Here is a 26,857-nt window from a genome sequence, read left to right as displayed (position 1 = left end):
CGCGCAGCCGTGCCGGTCGAGCTCGAACTTCACAACGAACCGTTGCCGCTGGCGGCGCCGTTCCGCATCGCCGGCCACGTGTTCGAGGCGATGCCGGCGACGGTGGCCACGCTGCGCGACGGCCGCCACGTCGGCCGCGGCGAGGCCGCCGGCGTCTACTACAACGACGACCGCCCGGAGACGATGCTGGCCACGCTCGAAGCGCTGCGCCCGCGCATCGAGGCCGGACTCGACCGCGGCGCGCTGCGCGCGCTGCTGCCCGCCGGCGGCGCGCGCAACGCGCTCGACTGCGCGCTGTGGGAACTGGAATCGCAGCGCAGCGGCCTGCCGGTGTGGCGGCTCGCCGGGCTCGACGGCGTGCGCCCGCTGCTGACCACCTTCACCGTGGGCGCCGACGATCCCGCAACGATGGCCGAGCGCGCGGCCGCCTACACGCAGGCGCGCGCGCTGAAGCTGAAGCTGACCGGCGAGCCGGACCTCGACGCCGCGCGCGTGCGCGCGGTGCGCGCGCGCTGCCCGGAAGCCTGGATCGGCGTCGACGCCAACCAGGGCTACGACGCCGCCACGCTGCCGCGGCTGCTGCCGGCGCTGGTCGCGGCCGGCGTCTCGCTGCTGGAGCAGCCCTGCGCGCGCGGCCGCGAGGACGAGCTCGACGGCATCGCGCGCGCGGTGCCGATCGCCGCCGACGAGAGCATCCTCGACCTCGCCGAGCTGGAGGCGCGCCATCGCCACTTCGACGTGGTCAACATCAAGCTCGACAAGTGCGGCGGCCTCACCGAGGGCCTGCTGATGGCCAGACGCGCGCGCGCGCTCGGCAAGCGGGTGATGGTGGGCAACATGGCCGGCACCAGCCTCGCCGCCGCGCCCGCGTTCGTGCTGGGGCAGTACTGCGACGTGGTGGACCTCGACGGCCCGATCTTCCTGGCGCAGGACCGCAGCCCGTCGGTGCGCTACGAGGACGGCCGCATCGTCTGCGGCGACGAGGTCTGGGGCCCGGGGGCCCCCGGTTGAGCGCGCCCGGCGGCCGCACCTGGTTCGGGCAGCCGCGCGGGCTGACCGTGCTGTTCCTCACCCAGACGTGGGAGCTGTTCTCCTACTACGGCATGCGCACGCTGCTGGTCTACTACATGACCAAGCAGCTGCTGTTCGCGCAGGAAAAGGCGTCCTTCGTCTACGGCGCCTACACCGCGATGGCGTACTTCACCCCGATCCTCGGCGGCGCGATCGCCGACCGCTGGCTGGGCAAGCGCAACGCGGTGGTCCTCGGCGGCACGATCATGGCGCTGGGCCACTTCGTGATGGCCTTCGAGCCGCTGTTCTACCTCGCGCTGGTCACGATCGCGCTGGGCAACGGCCTGTTCCTGCCCAGCCTGCCGAGCCAGATCGGCGACCTCTACCGCGCCGACGATCCGCGCCGCGCGCGCGCCTACAACGTCTACTACGTGGGCCTCAACATCGGCGGCTTCCTCGCGCCGCTGGTCTGCGGCACGCTCGGCGAGCTGTACGGCTGGCACTACGGCTTCGGCGCCGCGGGCATCGGCATGTGCCTGGGGCTGGCGATCTACGTCGCCGGCCGCCACGACCTGCCGCCGGAGCCGCCGCGCGCCCCGCCGCCTCCGGCGGATGCGCGGCAGGAACGCGGCGATCGCCGCCGACTGTGGCGGCTGCTGCTCGGCGTCGGGATCGCGGCGACGATCTTCCGCGGCGCCTACGAGCAGATCGGCAACACGCTGCCGCTGTGGATCGACACCGCCGTGGACCGCGGCTGGGCGGGGCGCGCGATCCCGATGACCTGGTTCCAGTCGCTGAACCCGCTGCTGGTGATCGCGATGACGCCGCTGCTGCTGATGGCCTGGCGCCGCCGCGCCGACGCCGGCCGCGAGACCTCGCCGGCGATCCGCATGGCGATCGGCGCGCTGATCGTCGCGGCCGCCTACGGGCTGCTGGCCGCGGTCGCCGCCGTGGCCGGCGAATCGCGGGTCGGCTGGGGCTGGCTGCTGGCGTTCTTCGCCCTCCTGACCCTGGGCGAGCTGTACATCCTGCCGACCGGCCTCGGCCTGTTCGCGAGGCTCGCGCCCGCGCGCCTCGGCGCGACCACCGTCGCGTCGTGGTTCCTCGCCGTGTTCGCCGGCAGCCTGCTGGCCGGCGTCGTCGGCACGCTGTGGTCGAGGCTCGACCACGCCGGCTTCTTCCTGCTGCTGGCGGGGCTCGCGGTCGCCGCCGCGCTGCTGCTGTGGCGGCTGGACCGGCCGATCCGCGCGCTGCCCTGACCTGCGGCGCGGCGGCCGGCCCGATCCGGCATGTTTTCCGAACGAGTTGACAATTCTCCGATTGGGATCATGATCCCCAATCAGGATATCCGGTGCGCATCGCCGCCAGGGGGCCCGCCGGGTGGTCGACCGCTCGATTCCGATGACCCATTCCGCCGACCGGCCGGGGAGCCCAGACATGAACGCGTTCCAGCCCGCACGCCCGTGGTGCCGCTCCCCGCTGTCGATGGCCGTCGCCGCGAGCCTGGCCTGCGCCGCCGCGGTGCCGGCGCTGGCGCAGGACGTCGGCGCGCTCGCCGCGGGCGACGCGTCCACGCTCGACACCGTGGTGGTCACCGCCAACAAGCGCGTGGAGAACGTGCGCGACGTCGGCGCCTCGATCAGCGTGGTCGGCGAGCGCGAGCTGGAGAACCTGGGCGCCAGCTCGCTGTCCGACTACGCCGCCCTGATCCCCGGCCTGCAGGTGCAGAACGCCGGCAGCCCCGGCCTGACCTCGGTATCGCTGCGCGGCATCTCCGCGCTGTCCTCGGGCGCCACCGTGGCGACCTACATCGACGAGGTGCCGGTCGGTTCCAGCGGCATCTACCAGGGCGCGGGCGCGCTGATGCTCGACCTGCTGCCCTACGACATCAGCCGGGTCGAGGTGCTGCGCGGGCCGCAGGGCACGCTCTACGGCGCCGGCGCGATCGGCGGCCTGCTCAAGTACGTGACCCATGCGCCGGACGCGGCCGGCCGCGAGTTCCGCGTCGGCCTCGGCGGGCGCGCGGTGCAGGACGGCGGACACGACTGGAACGGGCGCTTCGGCGCCAGCCTGCCGCTGCACGACGACCGGCTCGGCCTGCGCGTCAGCGCCGCCCGCAACGGCCTGCCCGGCTACACCGACAACGCCGTCGACGGCCGCCGCGACGTCAACACCGGCGAGCAGACCGGCGCGCGCGCGGCGCTGTCCTGGGACGGCGATACCGTCGACGTCGGCTTGTCGGTGCTGCAGCAGCGCGTGCGCAGCGACGACCGCGCCAGCGTCGCGCTCGATCCGCAGACCCGGGCGCCGCTGGCCGGCGAGCTGTCGGGCCGCAGCTGGCAACGGCAGCCGTTCGACAAGAAGCTGACGCTGGCCTCGCTGAGCCTGGCCTGGGACCTGGGCTGGGGCGATTTCGTCTCCGCCACCGGCTGGTCGAACACGAAGACGATGGACCGGATCGACACCACCGTGCAGTTCGGCGAAGTGGCCGACCAGCTGCTGGGCCTGCCCGAGCCCGGCAGTTCGTTCACGCGCTACGACTTCGACCTCGACAAGCTGACCCAGGAGTTCCGCCTGACCTCCGCCAGCGGCGGCCGCTTCGAGTGGATGGTCGGCGTGTTCTACACCAAGGAGGACGCGGAGCAGAGCCAGTTCGCCTGGCTGGGCCAGCGCGACGGCTCGCCGCTGCCGGCCGGCGGCGAGGCCTATTCGACGCTCGCGCGGATCGCGCTGCCGAGCACCTACGAGGAACTCGCGCTGTTCGCCAACGGTTCCTGGCGCATCGGCGAGCGCTTCAAGCTCGACGCCGGCATCCGCCAGGCGCGCAACGAGCAGTGGTTCAGCCAGAACGTCAGCGCCGGCATCCTCGCGCCCATCGGCGACGCGCCGGGCGAATCCAGCGAGGACGTGTTCACCTGGAGCCTGAGCCCGCAGTTCAAGCTCGCCGATGACGTGCTGCTGTACCTGCGCGCCGCCACCGGCTACCAGCCGGGCGGCCCGAACGTCGCGCTCGCCGGCATGCCGCCCAGCGTGGACTCCTCGATGCTGTCCAGCTACGAGGCCGGGCTGAAGTCGCAGTTCGCCGAGCGCCGTGTGCAGCTCGACCTGGCCGCGTTCCGGATCGACTGGGAGGACATCCAGGTGGCCTCGTCGTTCAACGGCATCGGCGGCCTGGTCAACGGCGGCGAGGCCAAGAGCGAGGGCGTGGAGCTGGCGGCGCTGTTCCGCGCCACCGACCGCCTGCTGCTCGGCCTCAACGCGGCCTACACCCGCGCCAGCGTCAAGAACGACTTCGAGCCGACGGTGATCCCGCAGGACGGCTTCGACGTGATCCTCAACACCGGCCTGGGCGGCGACCGCATGCCTTACGTGCCGAAGTTGTCGTGGTCGGCGACCGCCGAGTACGCGTTCGCCACCGCCGGCGGCCTGGACGGCCAGGTCGGCGCCGCGCTGCGCTGGACCGGCGATCGCGTCAACGACACCACCGAGCGCCAGCGCCTGACCGCGCCGGGCGATCCCTCCACGGTGCTGGGGGAGGCGCTGACCCCGCCGCTGGAACTCGACAGCTACCGCGCGCTCGACCTGTACGCCGGCATCGGCCGCGACCGCTGGTCGCTGCGCGCCTACGTCAACAACGTCACCGGCGAGGACGGCTGGTCGTCGATCGCGCCGATCGACGGTGCGCTCACCGGCGCGCGCGGGCACCTGGCCGCGGTGCCGATCCAGCCGCGCACCTTCGGCATCGAGTTCGACTACCGCTTCTGACTCCGAGCGCCGCCCGCCACCCGGGACGACGCACCCGACCGCATCCGAGCGCCTCCCCCATGCCGAATGCCGTTCCCGCGCTGCGCGAGGCCGATGCGCTCCCGCAGCCCTACCTGCTGTTCCTGGGCGACATCGCCGAGCCCGGCTACGCCAAGACCGCCTTCGGGCTGCGCGACTGGGCCCGCGAGCGCTGCGTCGGCGAGTTCGCCTGCCGCGAGGCGACCATCACCACGGGACTGCCGCGGCTGACGCCGGCGCGGGCGCGCGCGCTCGGCGCGCGCGCGATGGTCGTCGGCGTCGCCAATCCCGGCGGCCGGATCCCGCCCGCGTGGCTGCCGCCGCTGCTGGAAGCGCTGCACGCGGGCCTCGATCTCGTCGCCGGCCTGCACGCCCGCCTGGGCGATCTCGAGCCGCTGCGGCAGGCGGCGATCGCGCACGGCCGCCGGCTGATCGACGTGCGCGAGCCGCCGCCGGGCCTGCCGCTGGCCAGCGGCCGCAAGCGCAGCGGCCGGCGCCTGCTCACCGTCGGCACCGATTGCGCGCTGGGCAAGAAGTACACCGCGCTCGCGCTGGCGCGCGCGCTGCGCCAGCGCGGGATCGACGCGGACTTCCGCGCCAGCGGCCAGACCGGCATCCTGATCGCCGGGCGCGGCATCCCGATCGACGCCGTGGTCGCGGACTTCGCCGCCGGCGCCGCCGAGCTGCTGTCGCCGGACGCCGACCCGGACCACTGGGACGTGATCGAGGGCCAGGGCTCGCTGTCGCACCCGGCCTATGCGGGCGTGTCGCTGGCGCTGCTGCACGGCAGCCAGCCGGATGCGATCGTGGTCTGCCACGCACATGGCCGCGAGCGCGTGCTCGGCCATCCGCACTACGCGCTGCCCTCGGTCGAGGAGACCATCGAGCTGGCGCTGCGGCTCGGCGCGCGCACCAACCCGGCGATCCGCTGCGCGGGCGTGAGCCTCAACACCGGCGGCCTCGACGACGACGCGGCGCGGCGGGCGATCGAGGACGCCGCCGCGCGCCTCGGCCTGCCGGTGGCCGACCCGATGCGCGGCGGCGACGCCTTCGCGCGGCTGGTCGACGCCTGCCTGGCCTGAGCCGGCGCCCGCACGGCGCCACAGACCCTTCCACCGCCCACGAGGAGACGCCCATGACCGCCAAGATCCGTCCGCAGCGCGCCGCGATCGCGCTGATCGCGTGGTGCGCGGCGGCCGCCGCGTGGGCCGCGCCGCCGCCCGGCTTCGACGCCCGCGTGCAGGCCGTCATGCGCGCGCACGACGTCCCCGGCATGGCGATCGCGATCGTCGAGGACGGCCGGATCGTGCACGCGCAAGGCTACGGCGTGCGCCGGCTGGGCGCGCCCGGGGCGGTGGACGCCGACACGATCTTCCCGACCGGTTCCACCGGCAAGGCGGTCACCGCCGCGGCGCTGGCGATCCTGGTCGACGAGGGCCGGCTCGGCTGGGACGACCGCGTCGTCGATCATCTGCCCGACTTCCGCATGTACGACCCCTGGGTCACCCGCGAGATGACCGTGCGCGACCTGCTGCTGCATCGCAGCGGCCTCGGCCTGGGCGCGGGCGACCTGCTGTTCGTCCCGCGCAGTTCGCGCAGCCGCGCCGACATCGTGCGCGCGCTGCGCCACCTCCGCCCGGCCACCAGCTTCCGCAGCGGCTACGCCTACGACAACATCCTCTACATCGTCGCCGGCGAGGTGGTCGCCGCGGCGAGCGGGCAGAGCTGGGAGCGGTTCGTCCGCGAGCGCATCTTCGCCCCGCTCGGCATGCGCACGGCCACCAGCCACGAGGACGAGCGCTTCGCCACCGCCAACCGCGCGCAGCCGCACGCGCGCCTCGACCCGCGCCTGCGCGGCCTCGGCGCGCAGCAGCCGCTGCCCGAGCGCGAGGGGCTGGGGCAGGTCGGCGCGCCGGCCGGCGGGCTGTCGTGGAGCGCCAACGACTTCGCGCGCTGGCTGCAGGTGCAGCTCGCGCTCGGCGCGCTGCCGGACGGGCAGGCCGCGCGGCTGTACGGCGAGGCCAGCGCGCGCGAGATGTGGAATCCGCAGGTGCCGGTGCCGATCCGGCCCTTCCCCGAGCCAATCGCCGACATCACCCCGCAGTTCTCCGGCTACGCGCTGGGGTGGAACGTGCAGGACTACCGCGGCGTCAAGGTCGTGCAGCACGGCGGCGCGGTGTTCGGCGTGCTGGCCTTCGTCGTGCTGGTGCCCGAACGGGGCATCGGCATCTCGCTGCAGATCAACGCCGAGGACGTGGCGGTGCTGCGCGGCCTCGGCTACGAACTGCTCGACCACTACCTCGGCCTGCCGCCGCGCGACTGGGTGGCCGCGTTCGACGCCTGGAACCGGCAGCGCCTCGCCGACGGCCTGGCCGCCCTGGAGGCCGCCGGCGGCCCGGCGCGCAAGGCCTCGCGGCCCTCGCTGCCGCCGGCCGGCTACGCCGGGCGCTATGCCGATGCCTGGTACGGCCCGATCGCGATCGAAGCGCAGGGCGACCGGCTGCGCATCGACTTCCTGCAGACCCCGGGCATGGCCGGCACGCTGAGCCACTGGCACTACGACACCTTCCGCGCGGACTGGGACGACGCCTCGATCGAGCCCGCCTACGTCACCTTCGCGCTGGACGCGGACGGCGAGGTCGCGCAGATCCGGATGAAGGCCGTCTCCCCACTGGCCGACTTCAGCTACGACTACCACGACCTGCTGTTCGAGCCGCAGCCGCAGCGGTAGCGCCGTTGCGCCGGCTCGCGGCGCCGCGCATCGCCGCGAGCACGTCGTGGCAGGCGCCCATGGTGTGGTAGTCGGTCTTGCCGGGCGGGCTCTTGAGGTCGTCGTAGCGGCGGTTCTCGCGATCGAGGATGCGGTACCAGGCGCCGTGGACGTGGTCGACGAAATGGCGCCAGGCGTAGTCCCACAGGCGCAGGTAGTCGTCGCGGTAGCGCGCCTCGCCGGTGGCTGCGTGCAGTCGCCATGCCGCGGCGATGGCCTCGGCCTGCACCCAGAAGTACTTGTCGGCGTCGCAGACGTACATCGGCGCGGCGGCGAGGTCGGGCGGCGGCTCGCCCGGCGCCGGCGAGCGCGCGCGCAGGGACTCGGGCGCGAACCCGTAGACGATGCCGCCATGCGCGTCGTCCCAGCCGTGCGCGAGCGCGGTGTCGTAGAGCCGTCGCGCGGTGGGCAGCAGCCAGTCCGGGGCGTCGGCGCCGAGGTGGTCGCGCAGCTGCAGCAGCAGCTTGGCCCATTCCACCTGGTGGCCGGGCTGGAAGCCCCAGGGCCGGAACAGGTGGGTGGGATCGTCGCGGTGGTAGTCCCAGTCCACCGACCAGTCGGCGCAGTAGTGCTCCCAGACCAGGCCGCCGGCCAGCGACGCCTGCCGGCGGGTCATCGCGTCGGCCAGCGCCAGCGCGCGCGGCAGCCAGCGCGGGCCGCCGTCGGCCTCGTGCGCGGCGATGAGCGCCTCGCACAGGTGCATGTTGGCGTTCTGGCCGCGATAGTCGCTGTAGCGCCAGTCGCGATCCGCCTCGTCGCGGTAGAGCCCGTGCGCCGGGTCCCAGGCGTGCGTCTCCAGCAGGTCCCAGGTCTCGTCCATCCACGCCGCGGTGTCCAGCCCGGACTTGCGCGCGCTGGCATAGGCCAGCAGCACGAAGGCGAGCCCGTAGGTGTGCTGGGTGCGGTCCTCGGGCACGCCGTCGCGCAGCGTCCACGCGTAGCCGCCGGAGCCGGGGTCGCGGTGCGCCTCGCGCAGGAAGCGCAGGCCGTGCGCGGCGGCGTCGCGGTACTCGGCGGCCAGCGGCGCATCGGCGAACTCCACCGCGGCCAGCGCGTAGCCGTAGACGAAGCGCGTGCTGCTGACCAGGTGGCGCAGGCTGCGCTCGGCGATGCGGCCGTCGTCGCGCAGGCTGTGGAAGAAGCCGCCGGCCGGGTCGATCGCGCGCGGGTGGTAGAAGGCCATCGTGTCGGCGACGTGCGCGCGCAGAACCTGCGACGCGGTGAAATCGGGCAGGGGCGTGGCGGGCAGGTTCATCGGGCGGTTCCGGTCAGGGCGCGCACGGCGTCGGCATCGGGCATCGCCGCGAACGCGCCGTGGCGGGTGGTGGCCAGCGCACCGGCGGCCGCGGCATGCCGCAGCAGGTCGGCGCGCACGGCGTCGTCTTCGAAGGCGGCGGCGAGATCGCCCGGGCCGATGCCGCGCGCGGTCAGCCGCCACAGCAGGCCGGCGACGAAGCCGTCGCCGGCGGCGGTGGTGTCCACGGCGTCCACCGGGCAGGTCGGGGCGGTGCCGGCGCGCGCGCGCGTCCACCAGCGCACCGGCGCCGGTCCGTCGGTGACCACCACCGCCTCGGCGGCCTCGCCCAGCAGCCGCGCGATCGTCGCGTCCTCGTCGCTCGCCGTGGCCAGGAAGGCCAGTTCCTCGCGGCTGAGCTTGACCAGCCGCGCCAGCGCGAGCGCGCGCCACAGCACCGGGCGCGGATCGGCGCCGCGCGGCCACAGCGCCGGTCGCAGGTTGAGGTCGAGGCTGACCAGCGCGCCGGCGGCCGCGGCGCGCGCCATGCCGTGCAGGGTGGCCCCGGCGATGGCGGGCTCGGTCAGGCTGTTGGAACAGACGTGGAAGACCGCCGCGTCGGCGAACGCGGCCTCGTCGAAGTCCTGCGCGCGGAACAGCAGGTCGGCGGCAGGCGGGCGGTAGAAGCTGAAGCTGCGCTCGCCGCCGGCGTCCAGCGAGACGAAGGCCAGCGCGGTCGGCGCGTCGGCGGTGCGTCGCACCTGGGCGACGTCGACGCCGTGCGCGCGCAGCGCCTCCAGCAGCGCGTCGCCGAACAGGTCCGTGGCGAGCATGCCGACGAAGCGCGCGCGGCCGCCGAGCCGGGCCACGCCCACCGCGACGTTGGCCGGCGCGCCGCCCGGCTGGGCGAGGAAGCAGCGCGGCGCGCCCGGCTCGGCCGGGCCGCCGAGGAAGTCGATCAGCGCCTCGCCGAAGCAGACGACGGCGGTGCGGGCCTGGGCCATCAGTGCATCGGCCCGGGGCGCGCCGTGGCCGGCGCGCCGACGGTCGCCGCGCCGCCGCCGAGCTGCGAGCCGCGCAGCCCGTACCAGACGATGTAGGCGTAGCACAGCAGCGGCACCACGAACGCGTGCTGGATGCCGATGGCGTCGGCGAGCGCGCCCTGCGCCAGCGGCACGATCGCGCCGCCGACGATCGCCATCACCAGCAGGCTCGAGGCCTTGCTGGTCAGCGTGCCCAGGCCCTCGATCGCGGTGGTGAAGATGGTCGGGAACATGATCGAGTTGAACAGCCCGATCGCCAGCGCGCTCCACATCGCCACGCGGCCCTCGGTGGTCATGGTGACCGCGAGCAGCGTGCACGCCACCACCGCGCTCAGCGCCAGCAGCCGGCGCGCATCGAAACGGGTCATCAGCGCCGCGCCGATGAAGCGGCCGACCATCGCGCCGCCCCAGTAGAAGGCCAGGAAACGCGAGGCGTCGGCCTCGCGCAGGCCCCCGATCGCGGGCTCGGCCATGTAGTTGATCAGGAAGCTGCCGATCGAGACCTCGGCGCCCACGTACAGGAAGATGCCGAGGATGCCCCAGCGCACGCGCGGGAACGACAGCGCCTCGCGGTAGGTATGGCGGGCCTCGTCGCCGGCGTCGGTGGCCTCGCGCAGCGACGGGATGCGCATCAGCACCACGAACGCGGCCATCAGCAGCAGGCCGCCGGCCAGCATCAGGTAGGGCAGCTCCACCGAGCGCGCTTCGGCGGCACGGTAGGCGGCCTGCTCGGCCGCGCTCATCGCCGCGATCTCGTCCGCGCCCAGCACCGCGCCGACCAGGATCAGCGGGCCGATCAGCAGCGGGAACAGCGTGGTGCCCAGCGAGTTCAGCGCCTGCGCGAGCGTCAGCCGGCTGTGCGAGGTGGCCGCGCTGCCCAGCAGGCTGATGTACGGGTTGGCCGCCACCTGCAGCAGGGTGATGCCGCTGGCCAGCACGAACAGCGCGCTGAGGAACAGCCCGTACGACGGCAGCCGCGCGGCGGGATAGAACATCGCCGCGCCGGCCGCGGCCACCAGCAGGCCGACCACGATGCTGGCCTTGTAGCCCACCCGCGCCACCACCGCGCCCGAGGGCAGCGACATCAGGAAGTACGCGCCGAAGAAGGTGAACTGGATCAGCATCGTCTGCGCGTAGTTCATCGAGAACACGGCCTTCAGATGCGGGATCAGCACGTCGTTGAGGCTGGTCATGCCGCCCCAGGTGAAGAAGATCAGGCTGACCACGGCGATCGCGGCGGTATTGGACATGGGGCGCGTCGGTGCGCTCATGCGGCAGTTCCTTGGGTCGGGGAATCGGAAAGGGTGCGGCTGCTGTCGCGCACGCGCAGCGTGACCGGCGCGACCACCGCGTGCGGCGGCGGGGGCAGTTCGCCGCGCAGGCGCGCCAGCACCAGGCGCGCGGCCTGCAGGCCGCGCTCGCGCGGGGCGGCGGCCACGGTGGTCAGCGGCGGCACGGCCACCGCCGCCTCGGCGATGTCGTCGAAGCCCACCACCGCGAAGTCCGCGCCGGCGCGGCGGCCGCGCGCGGCGAGCCCGGCCATCAGCCCGAGCGCGACGGCGTCGTTGTAGCAGACCGCCGCGGTCGGCGCCGGATCGCGCGCGAACAGCGCACCGGCGTGGCGCGCCGCTTCCAGCCGCGTCGGCGCGCACTCGACCAGCCAGCCGGGGTCCGGCGCCAGGCCGGCCGCGGCCAGCGCATCGCGGTAGCCCGCGCGCCGCTCCTCGCAGGAGCTGGAATCGCGGTGGCCGCCGAAGAACGCGATCGCGCGATGGCCGTGGGCGAGCAGATGCTCGGCGGCCAGCCGCGCGCCCTGGCGGTTGTCCAGCGCGAGGTAGTCCCAGCTCGCCGCGGCCTCGCCGTCGAGCGCGCGGTTGAACACCAGCACCGGCAGCCGCGGGCCGAGCAGCCGGCGCAGGCGCGCGCCGTCGGTGTGCTCGGCCGGCGACAGGATCAGCGCCGCCGGCCCGTGCTCGACCAGCGAGGCCAGCACCGCCTGCTGCCGCTCCGGTGATTCGCCCGTGCTGCCCAGCAGGAGTACATAGCCGGCCTCGGCCAGCGCCGCATCCACGCCGGCGGCGAACTCGGCGAAGAACGGGTTGGCCAGGTCGTTGACCACCAGCGCCACCGCGTTCGAGCCGCCCCGGCGCAGGCTGGCCGCGCCGCGGTGGTAGACGTAGCCCTGCCGCTCCAGCTCCGCGCGCACGCGGGCGCGGGTATCGGGATGCACCAGCGGGCTGTCGCGCAGCACCAGCGACACCGTGGCCTTGGACAGGCCGCAGGCGGCGGCGATGTCGGCCAGGGTGACGCGGCGGGCTGCGGGGCGCTCGGCGGGCATGGGGGCTTGGATCGGTTCAACGGCGGCATGGTGAGGCCAGCGCACGGTCGCGGCATCGTGCAATGCAGCATGCCCGGCCACCGCGGCGATGCTAGGGTCGCGCCAATTGGATCGATCCAAAGAGGGGGGCGAACATGGTTCGACGCGGCGCGACGATGGCGGCGGCGCTCGGCGCGCTGATGGCCGCCGGCACGGCCCTGGCGGGCCCGACCGCGGTGGGCGAGCGCGCCTTCGACGCAGTCGATCCCTTCATCGGCACCGGCGGCGAGGGCCACACCTATCCCGGCGCCACGGTGCCCTTCGGCATGGTGCAGCTGAGTCCCGACACCCGCATCCAGCCGCGCGAGCGGGCCTACGACTGGGCCGCCGGCTACCGCTACGACGACGAGAGCATCGTCGGCTTCTCGCACACTCACTTCTCCGGCACCGGCCACTCCGACCTCGGCGACGTGCTGCTGATGCCCTTCACCGGCGATCCCGGCCTGGAGCGCGGCGACCCGGAGGTGCCGCGCAGCGGCTACGCCTCGCGCTTCCGCCACGACGACGAGCACGCCGAGCCCGGCTACTACGCCGTCACCCTGGACGATTACCGCGTGCGCGCCGAGCTGACCGCCAGCGCGCGCGCCGGCGTGCACCGCTACGCCTTCCCGGCCGGCGCGCCGGCGCGCGTGCTGCTCGACCTGCGCACCTCGATGTACGACTACCCCGGCAAGATCCTGTGGTCGCGGCTGCGGCGCATGCCCGACGGCACCATCACCGGCTTCCGCGAGACCCGCGGCTGGGCGCCCGGCCGCCAGCTCTACTTCGCCATGCGCTTCTCGCGGCCGCTGCAGGGCCACGCGTTCCACAACACCGAGACCGACATCCGCTACAAGGGCTTCGCCCCGCCCGCCGACCGCACGCCCGGCGAGCGCGCGCAGATCGAAGGCCGGCAACTGGTCGGCACCTTCGACTTCGGCCCGCTCGACGCGCCGCTGGTGGTCAAGGTGGCGATCTCCCCGGTCGACGAGGCCGCCGCGATCGCCAACCTCGACGCCGAGGTGCCGGACTTCGACTTCGACCGCGTGCGCGCGGAGGCGAAGCGGCAATGGGTGGAGGCGCTGTCGGTGCTCGACATCGAAGCGCCCGAGCCCGAGCGCCGCAGCGCCTACACCGCGCTGTACCACGCGCTGCTCGGCCCGACGCTGTTCATGGACGCCGACGGCCGCTACCGCGGCCCCGACAACGCCGTGCACCGGGCCGAAGGCTTCACCCACTACTCGACCTTCTCGCTGTGGGACACCTACCGCGCGCTGCACCCGCTGCTGACCCTGGTGCAGCCCGAGCGGCGCAATGCCGATTTCGTCAATTCGCTCCTGGCGCACCGGCGCCACAGCCCCTACGGCGTCCTGCCGGTGTGGTCGTTCCACGGGCTGGAGACCTGGACGATGATCGGCTACCACGCGGTGCCGGTGATCGCGGATGCCTGGCTCAAGGGCATCCGCGGCTTCGATGCCGACGAAGCGCTCGACGCCATGGTCGCCAGCGCCTCCTACGGCCCCTACGACGGCCTGCGCCAGTACATGGAACTGGGCTGGGTGCCGATCGACGAGGAGGGCGAGGCCGCCTCCAAGACGCTCGAATACGCCTACGGCGACTGGACCATCGCGCGCATGGCGCAGGCGATGGGCCGCGCCGACGTCGCCCGCGACTTCGACGCCCGCGCCGCCCACTGGCGCCACGTCTTCGACCCCGGCACCGGCTTCATGCGCGCGAAGAACCGCGACGGCAGCTTCCGCACCCCGTTCGACCCCACCGCCAGCGGCTACGGCACCGACTACACCGAGGGCAACGCCTGGCAGTACTCCTGGTACGTGCCGCACGACGTCGCCGGCCTCGCCGCCGCGCACGGCGGCGCCGACGCGCTGCTCGGCCGGCTCGACGCGGTCTTCGACGCCGAGGTCGATCCCGCGATCTTCGAACACATGGAAGACATCACCGGCCTGATCGGCTGGTACGCCCACGGCAACGAGCCCAGCCACCACGTCGCCTACCTCTACGCCCACGCCGGCCAGCCCTGGCGCACCCAGGCGCGGCTGGCGCAGATCATGGCCACCCAGTACGCCGACCGGCCCGACGGCCTCGCCGGCAACGACGACCTCGGCCAGATGTCGGCCTGGTACCTGTTCACCGCGCTGGGCTTCTATCCCGTCGCGCCCGGCAGCGGCGAATACATCATCGGCCGCCCCTTCCTGCCGCGCGCCCGCCTGCACCTGCCCAACGGCCGCACCTTCGAGATCGTCGCCGAAGGCCTGGAGCGCGGCCACGGCTACATCGCCTCCGCCACCCTCAACGGCCAACCGCTGGTGCGCGCCTTCCTGCGCCACGACGAGATCCTCGCCGGCGGCCAACTGCGCTTCGCCATGCAGGCCGAGCCCAACCGCGACTGGCCCGGCACCGGCGCCGAGGCGCCGTACTCGATGAGCCGGTAGGCATCGCGGCGGACCGTCCGCCGGACGTCCCCGGGCGCCCGCCGCCGGCGCCGCCGCTGGTCTACACTGCTCAGCCTCGCGGGGGCCTATAGCTCAACGGTCAGAGCAGAGGACTCATAATCCTTTGGTTCCAGGTTCGAATCCTGGTGGGCCCACCATCTTGTGGTCGGATGCAGTCCGAGTATGCGATGGCGATCTCCAAAGCATGGCCACGCACAACGTCAACCCCGTCATCAGCACCGACACGGATCAGATCATCCTTGCGGAGTCGGGCCAGCATCCCCACGGCGCACTGCCGCCGATCGCCCATCGATCCGACGGATTGGAGACAAGGACATCGCAAAGCCGTTTTCGACATCCTGGAAGGCGGCGAAGGCGCGTTCCAGAAGCGGGCGTGACGTGGAGCGGTAGTCATCGCTTCGCTTCAGCGACAGGGGCGCGGGCGAATGGTTGTGCAAGGCGATGCGCACGGCCCGAGTGCAGCAACGGCCCCGCGCCGCCATCCGCGCCTGAGCCATTGCTAGACTGTCGTCAGCGAGGGCAGGTCGAATCATGGATAAGAAGACCTACGACCAACTGATCGGATTCTGGCGCGCGGTGGAGGTATTCACGCCTCAGGACATACCCAGGAAGGCGCCGGACGACCCCGGCTTACCAGTCCGCGATTGGGCGCCGGACGGTCTTCCAGCATGGCTCGATCCAGGATTCGCCGAGCGCAGAATCGCGCCCTCCTGCATGTGGCGCCACAGCGTGTACGGCGCGGCGTATCAGCAGTCCCGGTTCATCGCCTTGCTCGAGGAGCGACTGGGCAGGTCCGAAGCCTTATACGAGGAGCGGCAGAGCGGACAATCGTCCGTATTTTACCTGGCCTTCGACGAAAGCGGTCGTCCGCTGGTGGAGACGTTCGCGGTCAGCATGGCGGCATGGGCGTTCGGTATCGTGCGTGCGAGAGGGCTCACTGGTTTGTCCGATCGCGACGCCTGCGACGTCGATGGCCTGCATGCGCCGGAGGACGCGCTCGACATCCCGGCTTCGGACAGTGGATTTCCCGGCTTCGATCGGCAACTGGATGCATTGCGCGACGAACTTGCTTGGCGTGTCGGACATCTCGAGGAGAATGAACCGGTCTGCGGTGCCTGGTTCGGGGCGTTCGCCAAGCTGGTGGTCGAGAAGCTTCGTCTGGAGGAATTGTTTGATGCCGAGCCCATGCACCGGATCCGTTCGGTCAAAGTACGCCGCCCGAAGACACCCCAGGCCGATGTCGGTGCCCGTGACAGAACCGAGGACGATTTCCTCAACTCGTTCTTCATCAAGGATCTGAACCGCCTGCTTGCTGCCGGTTGGGGCAAGACCGGAAACGCGATGCGGGCGATGCTCGGTTCGGCGTCCGATTCCAGGAGAATCGATGTCCGGCGCGATCAGGCGCGCGCGCTCGAGATCCTGGACCCGGCGGGCTTTCCTGAAGGCTGCTGGCCCGCCGAACACCCGCTGGTCTGGAGCCAGCAGATCGCAGTGAACGCACTTTGGAAACAACTGCGAGATCGTCCGGGCGCATTCGCGATCAACGGACCGCCCGGAACGGGCAAGACCACGTTGCTACGCGACATCGTGGCCGCCGTCGTCGTCGAGCGGGCCAAACGATTGGCAGCAGGCGGAGCGAAGCTGTTGGGGCGGAGGCAGTCCCTAGAAGTGGGCGGGCGTACGATTCCCTATTTTCCGTTGGATGCGGCGCTTTCCGGCTCCGCGATCGTCGTCGCTTCCAGCAACAACGGTGCGGTCGAGAACGTGTCGCTGGAGCTGCCGAAGGCGCAAGCGATCCATGCGACCTGGCATGGCAAGACCATTGCGTATCCCGACCTGGCAAGCGAACTCATCGGTACTCCCGCTTGGGCACTGGTGGCCGGGAAACTCGGCAACAAGAGCAATCGCACGGACTTCGTGGGCACCCTTTGGTGGCAGAAGAGCGATGGCGGAGCGCGTATGCCTGGTTTGCGCGAGCGCCTGCTGGCGGTCAAGCAAGGCGAGGCGACGGCGGCGTTGCCCTGGGACGAGGCGGTCTCGCAGTTCGAGCGCGCTCTGGCCGACGAGGCGCGATGGCGCCGGAAGATAGGTGTTCTCAGCGCCATGCCGGTCGAGGTCGCGAAGCTCGAAGAGAGCCTGGCCCAGATCGAGTCCGATGCCGTGGTTACCGCGCGCAGAGCCGAACTCCAAGCCGATCTTGATGCCCTGGCTGGTGAATTGGACGTGGCAGGGCGATCCCTGCGGCAGTATGAAGGCAACATCAAAGAGCTTCGCGACATCCGCCCCGGGTTGCTGGAGTGGCTCTCGACGTTGGGCCGTTCGCACCGCGAGTGGCGGAACGAACTGGACACCTACAGGTGCCGGCGGAAGGAAGCCGAGGGCCTGCTGCACGGCCTGGGCGAGCGTAGGCGGCAGGTGGAACTGGAACTTGTCCACCTCGACGAGCAGGCATCGGATCGAAAGCGCGAGGTGGAGCGGATTTCGAAGCGCCTGTCCTCCGCAAGGGCCGCGCTGGCCGAAGCCCAGGAGGCACTGGGAGCGCATTGGCCGCCCACGATGGCGGACGACCAGGATCGGGAACGTTCCAGCCCATGGGCGCACCCGGTTTGGCGGGCGGCACGCATCGAAGTCTTCATTGCGGCAATGAATCTGCATCGCGCATTCGTCGAGGACAATGCCCACAAGATGCTTGCCAATCTCGGCCTCGCCATGGACATGCTGGGGGGCGGCATCCCGGATGTCAGGGTGCGTTCCATCGCGCTGGACAGTCTGGCGCTGGTCTGTCCGGTCATCTCGACCACCTTCGCGTCCACCGGGAGCCTGTTCGGCAATCTCGGTCCGGAAAGCATCGGTTGGCTGCTGATCGACGAGGCGGGCCAGGCAGCGCCGCAGCTAGCGGCCGGCGCCATCTGGCGATCCCGGCGGGTCGTGGCCGTCGGTGACCCGCTTCAGCTTGAGCCGGTCGTGTCCCTGCCGCGTACGATCGAAATGGCGCTGGCGAAGAACTATGGGGGTGTCGATCCTCGTTGGCATCCGGGCCGTACCTCGATCCAAGAGGTGGCCGATCGTGCGGCGGCGATCGGCACGTGGATCGGCAAGGACGACGACGCCATCTGGGTTGGCGCGCCTCTGCGGGTGCATCGTCGCTGCGACGAGCCGATGTTCTCGATCTGCAACGAGATCGCCTACGAAGGGCTGATGGTGCACCACAAGCAGGCGTATACATCAACTTGGCCGGACAGCGGGTGGATCGACGTGCCGAAGTCCGCGCCGCGCGGCAACTGGCTGCCGGCCGAGGGAGAGGCGCTGCGAGCCTTGCTCGATGCACTGCTACAGGCACATGGAGTGCCGAAGGACAAGGTCTTCTTGATCTCGCCGTTCCGCGAGGTCGTACGCGAACTGAAGAACATCGGCCGTCGCTACGGACTCGATCCGGAGCGCGTGGGCACGATCCACACCACGCAGGGCAAGGAGGCCAAGGTCGTAATCCTGGTGCTCGGAGGCGGCACCGCGGGCGCGCGCGACTGGGCGGCATCGCGCCCGAACTTGTTGAACGTGGCGGTCAGCCGCGCCGAGACGCGCCTCTATGTCGTGGGAGAACGTGCCGACTGGGCAAGGCGGCAGTACTTCGATGTCCTGGCCAAACGGCTCGACAGGCTTCATCTCGGGTGAGACGCGCGACCCCGAACGAGCGGGCCAGGTTGCTCCGTCGTCGTCCTGGGTCGGGTCGCGCCAGAGGGGACAGCGCCGGCAGCGGCGCGCTTCGCGGCGCAGCCTGCCGGGGAATACTCGTCCACTGGCTTGGCCAGCGTGGGCGCGTCGGGCAGCGGTTGGGCGGGCTCGGCCAATGCCGCCACGCTAGCGACCCGCCATGATCCTGCGGTGGGGCGATCCGCTACGCACGGACGCGTCGCGAGCGGGCGGATCGGCCCGCGGCCACGGTGCTGGTCACTCGCAGCCGATGCCATCGTTGTCGCGATCCAGGTGCGGTCCGTAACCGGGGGCGCCGCGGCGCACGGGGGCGGCGCCGGCCGCGCGCGCCTCGGCGCAGTTGGCGTAGGGGCGGTCGCCGCCGCCGCCAGGGCCCAGCGGCTGGACGGGGCCGAAGGCGCTGCGCGGGGCCGGGGCGCTCGGCCCGCGATGGCAGTGGTAGCCGCCGTTCTTGCGGTCGTGATGGCAGCCCTCGGCATTGAGCCCGCCGCCGTGGCCGGAGGCCGTGCCGGCCACGAGCAGCGCCAGGGCCGCGGCGGCGCAGGCGCGGATCATTCCGGCACCCGGATGCGGGCGCAGGCGTCGCAGCGCTTGGCCGGATCGGGTTCGTTGCGGGCGGCTTGCGGAGCCGGGGCGGTCGTCGGCTGCGGTGCGGGCGCAGCGGCGGCCATGGCTGGGGCCGAGGGGGCCGGCGCCGCGGTCGCATCGGCACCGTCCGGCACGTGGATCGCCAGCCCGCTGCCGATCTTGTCGTACTGAGCGCTGCTGCTGCCCAGGGCCCAGGCGCTGCCGTTGCCGGCCCAGGCATTGGCGATGCCGATGCTGCCGGCGTACTGGTTGCCGACGCCGCGCACGACGATGCCATTGGCGCCGAGCCGGGCCGCCTCGGCTCTCATCCGCGCCACGACCTTGTCGGTCTTCTGCTGGGCGGTAATCGCCCAGGAGGCGGCATCGCTCGCTTCCAGGATCGCCACTTCCTCGTACACCGGCGGCGGCTGCAAGTAGAGCCGCACCTGTTCGGGCGGGATCGGCGGGCGCGCCTGGCCGACCAGGATGTGGGAGGAGGCGCAGCCGCCCAGGACGAGCGCGGCCACGAGCGCGAACAGGTGCTTCATGAGGGTCCCCTGGAGCGCCCGGACGCCCGTCGTGCCGGCCGGGATCGGCCGGTGCGCGAGAGCTTGCGCCGGAATGTGACGATCGTCATTCGGAAAATGCCGCGCCGTGCTGTAGGAATTTTCCGAGCGGGCCATTCACGGACGGCTGTCCCGCCTCGGGCCTCATCCCGGAAAGCCGCAACTGCCCCGGGTTTCCGCAGGGGGGCGCCGGCCTCGCCTTGCTCGGGCGCCTGCGCGCGCAGGCCAAGGGCGTCGGCGCCACGATCGCCAGCGACCAGCGCATCGGCATCTACGGTCCGGCGCGCGGGCTGCTGGGCCACGCGCGCTTCCTGCGCAGCTACTCGGCCCACGTCGCGCTGCTGCCGGCCGACCGCGCGCCCGGTCGCCATGCCCTGCGCGAGGCCCGGGCGCTCGGCATGGCGGTGCTGCCGGCCGGCGGCGCGCTGGCGTTCGACGGCGTGCGCTGCCGCTACCGCGCGCCCGACGGCACCGAGGCCGTTTTCGACACCGTCTACCCCTACCTCGGCTACGCGGGCCGCAACACGCTGCTGCGCGGGCTGGGCCTGCCGGCCGAGGACGACGGCGCGCTGCGGGTCGACCGCCACCAGCGCACCCGCGTGCCCGGGCTGTACGCGATCGGCGACGTGGTCAGCGGCCTCAACCAGATCGCGGTGGCGGTGGGGCAGGCCGCGGTCGCCGCGACCCACGCCCACAACGCGCTGCCGTTCGCGCCGCGCGCCTGAGCCGCCCGGCACCGGCGCAGGCCCCGCCGAGACTCACCGGCTGAGACGCGCCGCGGCTACAACACCGGCCCCTCCGCCGCCGGGCCGCCGCTTGAACGCCATCCTTCGCGCCACCGACCATCCCGTCGCCGCCGAGCGCGCGCTCGCCCCCGCCGGCGGGCGCGGGCTGGCCGAGCGGCTGACCCGCCGCTACGCCGAGCGCATCACCGGCAGCCTGCTGGTGCCCGGGCAGGCGGGCGCGTTCGTGCCGTTCCCCGACGACCTGCCGGAGGCGCTGGCCAACGCGCTGCGCGCGCGCGGCCTGGAACGGCTGTACAGCCACCAGGGGCGGGCCTGGGCGGCGGCGCGCGCCGGGCGCCACGTGGTGGTGGCCACCCCGACCGCCTCGGGCAAGTCGCTGTGCTACACGCTGCCGGTGGTGGCCGCGGCGCTGGAGGCGGGCGGCAAGTCGCTGTACCTGTTTCCGACCAAGGCGCTGGCGCAGGACCAGGTGGCCGAGCTGCTGGAACTCAACCGCGCCGGCCAGCTCGGCCTGCGCGCGGCCACCTTCGACGGCGACACCCCGGGCGACGCGCGGCAGGCGATCCGGCTCAACGGCGACATCGTGGTCAGCAACCCCGACATGCTGCACCGGGCGATCCTGCCGCACCACACCAAGTGGGCGCAGTTCTTCGAGAACCTGCGCTACGTGGTGATCGACGAGGTGCACACCTACCGCGGTGTGTTCGGCTCGCACGTGGCCAACGTGATCCGCCGGCTCAAGCGCGTGTGCGCCTTCTACGGCGTGCGCCCGCAGTTCGTGCTGTGCTCGGCCACCATCGGCAACGCCGCCGAGCACGCGCGGGCGCTGGTCGAGGACGAGGTGGAGGCGGTGCTGGAGTCCGGCGCGCCCCGGGGCGACAAGCACGTGCTGCTGTGGAACCCGCCGGTGGTCAACCCCGACCTCGGCCTGCGCGCCTCGGCGCGCTCGCAGTCCAACCGCATCGCCCGCATCGCGATCAAGGCCGGGCTGAAGACGCTGGTGTTCTGCCAGACCCGGCTGATGGTGGAGGTGCTGACCAAGTACCTGAAGGAGGTCTTCGACCACGACCCGCGCAAGCCGCGCCGCATCCGCGCCTACCGCGGCGGGTATCTCCCCACCGAGCGGCGCGAGGTGGAGCGCGCGATGCGCGCCGGCGAGATCGACGGCATCGTCAGCACCTCGGCGCTGGAGCTGGGCGTGGACATCGGCAGCCTCGACGTGGTGGTGCTCAACGGCTATCCCGGCAGCGTCTCGGCCACCTGGCAGCGGCTGGGCCGCGCCGGCCGCCGCCAGCAGCCCTCGCTCGGCGTGCTGGTGGCCAGCTCGCAGCCGATGGACCAGTACATCGTGCGCCACCCGGAGTTCTTCGCCGACGCCAACCCCGAGCACGCGCGCATCGAGCCCGACCAGCCGCTGATCCTGATGGACCACATCCGCTGCGCCGCCTTCGAGCTGCCGTTCGTGGACGGCGACCGCTTCGGGCCGGTAGAGCCCGGCCCGTGGCTGGAGGTGCTGGCCGAATCCGGCGTGCTGCACCACGAGGGCGAGCGCTGGGAGTGGATCGCCGACAGCTACCCGGCGCAGGCGGTCAGCCTGCGCGCGGTGGCCGACGGCAACTTCGTGGTCGTCGACCGCACCGACGGGCGCCAGACCATCGTCGCCGAGGTGGACTATTCCGCCGCCGCGCTGACCCTGTACGAGGGCGCGATCCACATGATCCAGTCCGAGCCCTTCCAGGTGGAGCGGCTGGACTGGGACGGCCGCAAGGCCTACGTGCGGCGCACCCACGTCGACTACTACACCGACGCCATCGACTACACCAAGCTGAAGGTGCTCGACGAGGCCGAGCGCGCCCATGCCGGCGAGGGCCGCGCGCTGCACGGCGAGGTGCACGTGGTGCGCCGGGTCTCCGGCTACAAGAAGATCCGCTTCCATACCCACGAGAACATCGGCTACGGCCCGGTCAACCTGCCCGACCAGGAGCTGCACACCACCGCGGCGTGGTGGCAGCTGCCGCAGGCGGTGCTGGACGCCGCCTTCGACAGCCGCCAGCACGCGCTCGACGGGTTCCTGGGCGCGGCGCACGCGCTGCACCTGGTCGCGCAGCTGCTGGTGATGGCCGAGCCGCAGGACCTGCAGAAGGCGGTGGGCAGCGGCGACGGCGCCTGGTTCGCCAGCGCCGACGCCGCCGGCCGCGGGCAGTGGCGCGATGCCGAGGGCCGGCCGGGCGCGCCCGACGCCAGCCGCGGCTTCGTCCCCACGCTGTACCTCTACGACAACTATCCCGGCGGCGTGGGCCTGTCGCTGCCGCTGTTCGAGCGCCGCGCCGAACTGCACGCGCGCGCGGTGGAGCTGGTGCGCGATTGCGCCTGCGCCGCCGGCTGCCCCGCCTGCGTGGGGCCGGTGCTGGCCGCGCAGGAGGACGCCGGCGAGGATTCCCCGAAGCGCCAGGCCGAGCGCGTGCTGGCGTTGCTGGGGGAGGCGGCTTGAGCGCGCTGGCCAGCCGCCTGGCCGGGCTGCGGCGGCAGGCCGGCGGTTCGGTGCCGTCGCGCCCCGCGCCACCGTCGCGGTCGCCGGTGCCGCCCACGCCGCCCATGTCCGCAGCGGCGCCCGCGCGCCGCGCCGATCCGGCCGCGCAGCTGCGCCGGCTGCTGGACCTGCGCCCGCAGCCGGCGCTGCGCCCGGCGCCCGCCGCCGACCGCGCGCTGCCGGGCGAGGAGATCGCGCCGGGGCTGCGCTACCTGGAGCAGCGCATCCCCTGGGAAGGCGCCGGCGAGGCGCTGCCGCTGCACGGCATCGGCCAGGGCGAGGTGGCGCGCGCGCGCGTGCTGGCGTTCGACACCGAGACCACCGGGCTGGCCGGCGGCACCGGCACCCGCGCCTTCATGATCGGCGCGGCCGACTGGCGAGACGGCGGCCTGCGCCTGCGCCAGCTCACCATCGCCACCCTGGCCGCCGAGCGCGCCATGCTGGCGGCCTTCGCCGGCTGGATCGGCGCGGACACGGTGCTGCTCAGCTACAACGGCAAGAGCTACGACCGCCCGCTGCTGAGCACGCGCTATCGGCTGGCGCGCATGGCCGATCCGTTGCCGGCCTGCGGCCACATCGACCTGCTGCACCCGATGCGGCGCCGCTACCGCAACGTCTGGCCGAACTGCCGGCTCGCCACCGCCGAGCGCCAGCTGCTGGGCGTGCTGCGCGAGGACGACCTGCCGGGCGCGGAGGCGCCCGCTGCCTGGCTGCACTACCTGCGCGGCGGCAGCGCCGCCAAGCTGCGGCGGGTGGGGCTGCACAACGCGCAGGACCTGCGCAGCCTGTGCGGGTTGCTGGAGGCGCTCGCCGACGCGTCCTGAGCGCGGCCGGGCGGTCCCGCTTTTCGTGCGGCGCTCGCGGCCCGGGGCCGCGGGCCGAACCCGCGCGGCGCGGCATGAGTGCGCATGGCGGCGTCGCTCTCGGCGCCCGGGCCGCCGGCTCCCGGCCGGGCGCGGTCCCGGCGTTGCGGTTCTTCGCCGGCTAACGAAAGGCATGCGCAGGAGTCACCACGCGATCACCCCGCCCCGCGTAGCGTCTGGCTCCGTCGCCGGGCGCGGCGGCATCGCATCCCCTCATCGATTCGCTTGCGGAGACACCCATGGCCGTCACCACGATCGAAGAACTTTTCATCCACGAGTTGTCGGACATCTACAGCGCCGAGAAGCAGTTGACCAAGGCCCTGCCGAGGCTGGCGCGCGCCGCGCAGAACCCCGAGCTGAAGACCGCGTTCGAGACCCACCTGGAGGAGACCCAGGGGCAGATCGAGCGCATCGACCGCGTGGTCGAACTGCTCGAAACCCGGGTCAAGCGCATCAAGTGCGCGGCGATGGAGGGCCTGATCGAGGAGGGCAAGGAGGTCATCGACACGATCGAGGCCGGGCCGCTGCGCGACGCCGCGTTGATCGGCGGCGCGCAGAAGGTGGAGCACTACGAGATCGCCTCCTACGGCACCCTGTGCGCGCTGGCCAAGCAGCTCGGCTATACCGATGCGCTGAAGCTGCTGAAGGAAACGCTGGAGGAGGAGAAGGCCACCGACGAGAAGCTGACGCTGCTGGCCGAGGGCGGCGGCAACGCGCAAGCCGCGGCGGCCTGATCCGCACGCAGCGCGCGCCTGCGGGCCGCGCTCCCGCAGGCGCGCGCTGCGCCGGTCGCGGCCGATGCCGCCCGGCCGGCGTGACAGGATGGGACGCCCAGGGCCGGCGTCGTCCGGCGCACGCCGGCGGCCGACTTCCAGCGCGGCCTGCGGACGGCGAGGGAAGACGCCGACCGATCGCAGGCCCGCACGACCTCGGCGCCGTGCTGCCGCGCATCGTCGCGCGCGGCGCGTCGCCATCGCTGCGGCTCGCCCGCGGCCGGAAACGTTTGCAGGCGCGCGAAGCTGTCCCGCGGTTGAGCGCGGGGAGGCGAATCGCTCCGGATTTGCGAAAAATGAACGCGGGGTGCGGGCATCATGTCGGTCTTGTCCGCAGCAGGAGCGCGCGTGATCCATCGCCAGTCGCCCCGGGTCCGGTCCGCCGTCCGCGCGCCGTGCCTTCCGTTCTCCACGCCATCCCCTCGCGCATGAGCCCCACGACCTCGCCGCCGCGCGCCCCCGCGCCGGCCGCTGCCGCCCGGATGCCGCCCGAAGCACCGATGGCCATGCCGGTGCGGCCGCTGCATGCCGGCCGGGTGCCGCCCGGCCGCCTGCCGACCACGCCGCGCGGCATGGCCTGGCGGCGCGCCGCGGTGATCGGCGGCGCGGCGGCGCTGACGCTGGTGGCGACCTACCAGATCTGGTGGCTGCTGCGCGCCGGCGGCATCAGCGTGGCCGAGGGCGTGCTGCTGGTGATCTTCGTGGCGCTGTTCGCGTGGATCGTGCAGTCGTTCGTGAGCACGCTGGCCGGCTTCCTGGTGATGCTGCAGCGGCGCCCGGCCCGGCTCGGGCTGGATCCGCGCGCGCCGCTGCCGACGCCGCGCGAGCGCACCGCGCTGCTGATGCCGACCTACAACGAGGATCCGGCGCGGCTGATGTCCGGCCTGCAGGCCACCTGCGAATCGCTGATCGCCACCGGGCACGCCGACCTGTTCGACGTGTTCGTGCTCAGCGACACCCGCAAGCCGGAGCTGCAGGCCGCCGAGGAGGCCGAGTTCGCGTTGCTGCGCGAGCGGATCGGCGACCGCATTCGGGTGTGGTACCGGCGCCGCGAGGACAACCGCGAGCGCAAGGCCGGCAACATCGCCGACTGGGTGCGCCGCTGGGGCGGCGGCTGGCCGAAGTTCCTGATCCTCGACGCCGACAGCCTGATGAGCGGCCAGACCCTGGTGCGGCTGGCCGATGCGATGGAGCGGCACGACGACGTCGCCTTGATCCAGACCCTGCCGGTCATCGTCAACGGCCAGTCCCTGTTCGCGCGCATGCAGCAGTTCTCCGGCCGCGTCTACGGGCCGGTGATCGCCCACGGCGTGGCGTGGTGGCACGGCGCGGAGAGCAACTACTGGGGCCACAACGCGATCATCCGCACCCGCGCCTTCGCCGCGCACTGCGGGCTGCCGAAGCTGGAGGGCCCCACCCCGTTCGGCGGCCATGTGCTCAGCCACGATTTCGTCGAGGCGGCGATGATGCGCCGCGGCGGCTGGGCCCTGCACATGGTGCCCGGCCTGCCGGGCAGCTACGAGGAAGGACCGCCCTCGCTGACCGACATGCTGGTGCGCGACCGCCGCTGGTGCCAGGGCAACCTGCAGCACGGCGGGGTGCTGGTGGCGCGCGGGCTGCACTGGGTCAGCCGCTGGCACATGCTGATCGGCATCGGCCATTACCTCACCGCGCCGCTGTGGGCGATGCTGATGCTGGTCGGCCTGGCGCTGCCGCTGCTGGCGATGGAGCCCGGGCAGGGCTATTCCGCCGGGCGCTACTGGATGCAGCAGGACGCCGACCGCTTCCTGTGGGTGTTCGCGCTGACGATGTCGATGCTGCTGGCGCCCAAGCTGTTCGGCTACCTGGCCACCGTGCTCGACCGCGACATGCGCCGCGGCTGCGGCGGGGCGTTGCGGGCCGCGGCGGGCGTGCTGCTGGAGACGGTGCTGGCCGCGCTGATGGCGCCGGTCACGATGTACGTGCAGTGCCGCGGCGTGGCCGAGGTGCTGGCGGGCAGGGACTCCGGCTGGGACTCGCAGCGCCGCGACGACGGCACCCAGCCGCTGTCCTCGCTGCTGCGCACCTACGGCGGCACCACCCTGCTCGGCCTGCTGGCGCTGGTCGCGGCGCTGGCGATCTCGCCGGGGCTGGCGGCGTGGATGTCGCCGGTGATCCTGGGCCTGGTGTGCTCGATCCCGATCGTGATGCTGACGTCCTCGACGGCCGCCGGCCAATGGCTCAAGCGCCGGCGCATCTTCTGCACCCCCGAGGAGCTGGACCCGCCCGAGGTGCTGGTGCGCGCCAGCGAACTGCGCGCCGAGCCGCACCCGTCCTCGGCGCGCGCGCCGCGGCGCCGCGGCGGTTGAACCCGGCCGGTGCCGCGCCCGCGCGGCACGGACGGCCGCGGCCCGGTACCCTGTCGCCTCCGCCCGACCCCGCAGGACCGCA

The 26,857-nt window shown here is 72.8% G+C and carries 18 protein-coding genes and 1 tRNA gene; 13 read left to right on the top strand and 6 right to left on the bottom strand.

Features of this window, described 5'->3' with window-relative positions; translation table 11 throughout:
• Positions 1–9 precede the first annotated feature (9 nt).
• The 5 genes from Z164_RS0116825 (at position 10) to Z164_RS0116805 (ending at position 7,525) form a co-directional block, all read left to right on the top strand.
• Complete coding sequence (locus tag Z164_RS0116825; protein ID WP_024891845.1) at positions 10–1,011, top strand: dipeptide epimerase; 1,002 nt, start codon at positions 10–12, stop codon at positions 1,009–1,011.
• Positions 1,008–2,270, top strand: a complete 1,263-nt coding sequence (locus Z164_RS0116820) for a peptide MFS transporter (protein WP_024891844.1) — start codon at positions 1,008–1,010, stop codon at positions 2,268–2,270. Before Z164_RS0116825 ends, Z164_RS0116820 begins: the two co-directional genes overlap by 4 nt.
• A 178-nt stretch (positions 2,271–2,448) precedes the next feature.
• Positions 2,449–4,776, top strand: coding sequence for a TonB-dependent receptor (locus tag Z164_RS0116815; RefSeq protein WP_024891843.1), 2,328 nt, complete (start codon positions 2,449–2,451; stop codon positions 4,774–4,776).
• A 59-nt stretch (positions 4,777–4,835) separates the two neighbouring features.
• Complete coding sequence (locus Z164_RS0116810; RefSeq protein WP_024891842.1) at positions 4,836–5,876, top strand: N-acetyltransferase DgcN family protein; 1,041 nt, start codon at positions 4,836–4,838, stop codon at positions 5,874–5,876.
• A gap of 53 nt (positions 5,877–5,929) precedes the next feature.
• The gene (locus tag Z164_RS0116805) at positions 5,930–7,525 is read left to right on the top strand and encodes a serine hydrolase (RefSeq protein ID WP_043690592.1); all 1,596 of its coding nucleotides are present in this window, start codon (positions 5,930–5,932) and stop codon (positions 7,523–7,525) included.
• Here Z164_RS0116805 and Z164_RS0116800 read toward each other — a convergent pair.
• The 4 genes from Z164_RS0116800 to Z164_RS0116785 are packed head-to-tail and all read right to left on the bottom strand — an operon-like array spanning position 7,476 to position 12,179.
• Positions 7,476–8,819 carry an AGE family epimerase/isomerase gene (locus Z164_RS0116800; protein WP_024891840.1) on the bottom strand — a complete coding sequence of 448 codons (1,344 nt, stop codon included), beginning with the start codon at positions 8,817–8,819 and terminating at the stop codon, positions 7,476–7,478. The two genes, Z164_RS0116805 and Z164_RS0116800, sit on opposite strands and share 50 nt — an antisense overlap.
• Positions 8,816–9,802, bottom strand: coding sequence for a carbohydrate kinase family protein (locus Z164_RS0116795; protein WP_024891839.1), 987 nt, complete (start codon positions 9,800–9,802; stop codon positions 8,816–8,818). The genes Z164_RS0116800 and Z164_RS0116795 overlap by 4 nt, the downstream gene beginning before the upstream one ends.
• Positions 9,802–11,112, bottom strand: a complete 1,311-nt coding sequence (locus tag Z164_RS0116790) for a sugar MFS transporter (RefSeq protein ID WP_024891838.1) — start codon at positions 11,110–11,112, stop codon at positions 9,802–9,804. Before Z164_RS0116790 ends, Z164_RS0116795 begins: the two co-directional genes overlap by 1 nt.
• Positions 11,109–12,179 (bottom strand): LacI family DNA-binding transcriptional regulator, encoded by a 1,071-nt coding sequence (locus Z164_RS0116785; RefSeq protein WP_024891837.1) that lies wholly within the window; start codon positions 12,177–12,179, stop codon positions 11,109–11,111. The genes Z164_RS0116790 and Z164_RS0116785 overlap by 4 nt, the downstream gene beginning before the upstream one ends.
• A gap of 134 nt (positions 12,180–12,313) precedes the next feature.
• On the opposite strand from Z164_RS0116785, the gene Z164_RS0116780 reads away from it, so the two are divergent.
• The 3 genes from Z164_RS0116780 to Z164_RS0116770 all read left to right on the top strand — a co-directional run bounded on the left by Z164_RS0116780 (position 12,314) and on the right by Z164_RS0116770 (position 18,343).
• Positions 12,314–14,650 carry a GH92 family glycosyl hydrolase gene (locus Z164_RS0116780; RefSeq protein ID WP_043690589.1) on the top strand — a complete coding sequence of 779 codons (2,337 nt, stop codon included), beginning with the start codon at positions 12,314–12,316 and terminating at the stop codon, positions 14,648–14,650.
• 82 nt (positions 14,651–14,732) lie between these two features.
• Positions 14,733–14,808: transfer RNA gene (locus tag Z164_RS0116775), tRNA-Ile, on the top strand.
• A gap of 394 nt (positions 14,809–15,202) precedes the next feature.
• Complete coding sequence (locus tag Z164_RS0116770; protein ID WP_024891835.1) at positions 15,203–18,343, top strand: DEAD/DEAH box helicase; 3,141 nt, start codon at positions 15,203–15,205, stop codon at positions 18,341–18,343.
• A gap of 276 nt (positions 18,344–18,619) precedes the next feature.
• Here the strand turns inward: Z164_RS0116770 and Z164_RS0116765 are convergent, their stop codons facing one another.
• Together Z164_RS0116765 and Z164_RS20850 are read right to left on the bottom strand one after the other, a co-directional pair.
• Positions 18,620–18,937 carry an excalibur calcium-binding domain-containing protein gene (locus Z164_RS0116765; RefSeq protein WP_024891834.1) on the bottom strand — a complete coding sequence of 106 codons (318 nt, stop codon included), beginning with the start codon at positions 18,935–18,937 and terminating at the stop codon, positions 18,620–18,622.
• Positions 18,934–19,632: a hypothetical protein gene (locus Z164_RS20850; RefSeq protein WP_152540989.1), complete on the bottom strand. Its 699-nt coding sequence runs from the start codon at positions 19,630–19,632 to the stop codon at positions 18,934–18,936. Before Z164_RS20850 ends, Z164_RS0116765 begins: the two co-directional genes overlap by 4 nt.
• An 83-nt stretch (positions 19,633–19,715) precedes the next feature.
• On the opposite strand from Z164_RS20850, the gene Z164_RS0116755 reads away from it, so the two are divergent.
• From Z164_RS0116755 to mdoH, 5 genes are all read left to right on the top strand, one after another.
• Positions 19,716–20,240, top strand: a complete 525-nt coding sequence (locus tag Z164_RS0116755; RefSeq protein WP_024891832.1) for an FAD-dependent oxidoreductase — start codon at positions 19,716–19,718, stop codon at positions 20,238–20,240.
• A gap of 100 nt (positions 20,241–20,340) precedes the next feature.
• Positions 20,341–22,752: a DEAD/DEAH box helicase gene (locus Z164_RS0116750; protein WP_052338501.1), complete on the top strand. Its 2,412-nt coding sequence runs from the start codon at positions 20,341–20,343 to the stop codon at positions 22,750–22,752.
• Entirely contained in the window at positions 22,749–23,615 is an 867-nt protein-coding gene (locus Z164_RS0116745; RefSeq protein ID WP_024891830.1) for a ribonuclease H-like domain-containing protein, read from the top strand. The genes Z164_RS0116750 and Z164_RS0116745 overlap by 4 nt, the downstream gene beginning before the upstream one ends.
• Before the next feature lie 278 nt (positions 23,616–23,893).
• Positions 23,894–24,388 carry a YciE/YciF ferroxidase family protein gene (locus Z164_RS0116740; protein ID WP_024891829.1) on the top strand — a complete coding sequence of 165 codons (495 nt, stop codon included), beginning with the start codon at positions 23,894–23,896 and terminating at the stop codon, positions 24,386–24,388.
• A gap of 467 nt (positions 24,389–24,855) precedes the next feature.
• Positions 24,856–26,775, top strand: coding sequence for a glucans biosynthesis glucosyltransferase MdoH (gene mdoH / locus Z164_RS0116735; RefSeq protein ID WP_024891828.1), 1,920 nt, complete (start codon positions 24,856–24,858; stop codon positions 26,773–26,775).
• Positions 26,776–26,857 lie beyond the last annotated feature (82 nt).

The sequence above is a fragment of the Luteimonas huabeiensis HB2 genome (assembly GCF_000559025.1).
GTDB lineage: Bacteria > Pseudomonadota > Gammaproteobacteria > Xanthomonadales > Xanthomonadaceae > Luteimonas > Luteimonas huabeiensis.
Note: the sequence above shows the minus strand (reverse complement) of the source record. Positions and strands in the feature narration are given on the sequence as shown.

What these genes read in the sequence shown, in the direction of transcription:
- Z164_RS0116815 (WP_024891843.1), top strand. Translation starts at nt 2,449, where the DNA reads ATGAACGCGTTCCAGCCCGCACGCCCGTGGTGCCGCTCCCCGCTGTCG.
- Z164_RS0116810 (WP_024891842.1), top strand. Translation starts at nt 4,836, where the DNA reads ATGCCGAATGCCGTTCCCGCGCTGCGCGAGGCCGATGCGCTCCCGCAG.
- Z164_RS0116805 (WP_043690592.1), top strand. Translation starts at nt 5,930, where the DNA reads ATGACCGCCAAGATCCGTCCGCAGCGCGCCGCGATCGCGCTGATCGCG.
- Z164_RS0116800 (WP_024891840.1), bottom strand. Translation starts at nt 8,819, where the DNA reads ATGAACCTGCCCGCCACGCCCCTGCCCGATTTCACCGCGTCGCAGGTT.
- Z164_RS0116795 (WP_024891839.1), bottom strand. Translation starts at nt 9,802, where the DNA reads ATGGCCCAGGCCCGCACCGCCGTCGTCTGCTTCGGCGAGGCGCTGATC.
- Z164_RS0116790 (WP_024891838.1), bottom strand. Translation starts at nt 11,112, where the DNA reads ATGAGCGCACCGACGCGCCCCATGTCCAATACCGCCGCGATCGCCGTG.
- Z164_RS0116785 (WP_024891837.1), bottom strand. Translation starts at nt 12,179, where the DNA reads ATGCCCGCCGAGCGCCCCGCAGCCCGCCGCGTCACCCTGGCCGACATC.
- Z164_RS0116780 (WP_043690589.1), top strand. Translation starts at nt 12,314, where the DNA reads ATGGTTCGACGCGGCGCGACGATGGCGGCGGCGCTCGGCGCGCTGATG.
- Z164_RS0116770 (WP_024891835.1), top strand. Translation starts at nt 15,203, where the DNA reads ATGGATAAGAAGACCTACGACCAACTGATCGGATTCTGGCGCGCGGTG.
- Z164_RS0116765 (WP_024891834.1), bottom strand. Translation starts at nt 18,937, where the DNA reads ATGATCCGCGCCTGCGCCGCCGCGGCCCTGGCGCTGCTCGTGGCCGGC.
- Z164_RS20850 (WP_152540989.1), bottom strand. Translation starts at nt 19,632, where the DNA reads ATGGCCCGCTCGGAAAATTCCTACAGCACGGCGCGGCATTTTCCGAAT.
- Z164_RS0116740 (WP_024891829.1), top strand. Translation starts at nt 23,894, where the DNA reads ATGGCCGTCACCACGATCGAAGAACTTTTCATCCACGAGTTGTCGGAC.
- mdoH (WP_024891828.1), top strand. Translation starts at nt 24,856, where the DNA reads ATGAGCCCCACGACCTCGCCGCCGCGCGCCCCCGCGCCGGCCGCTGCC.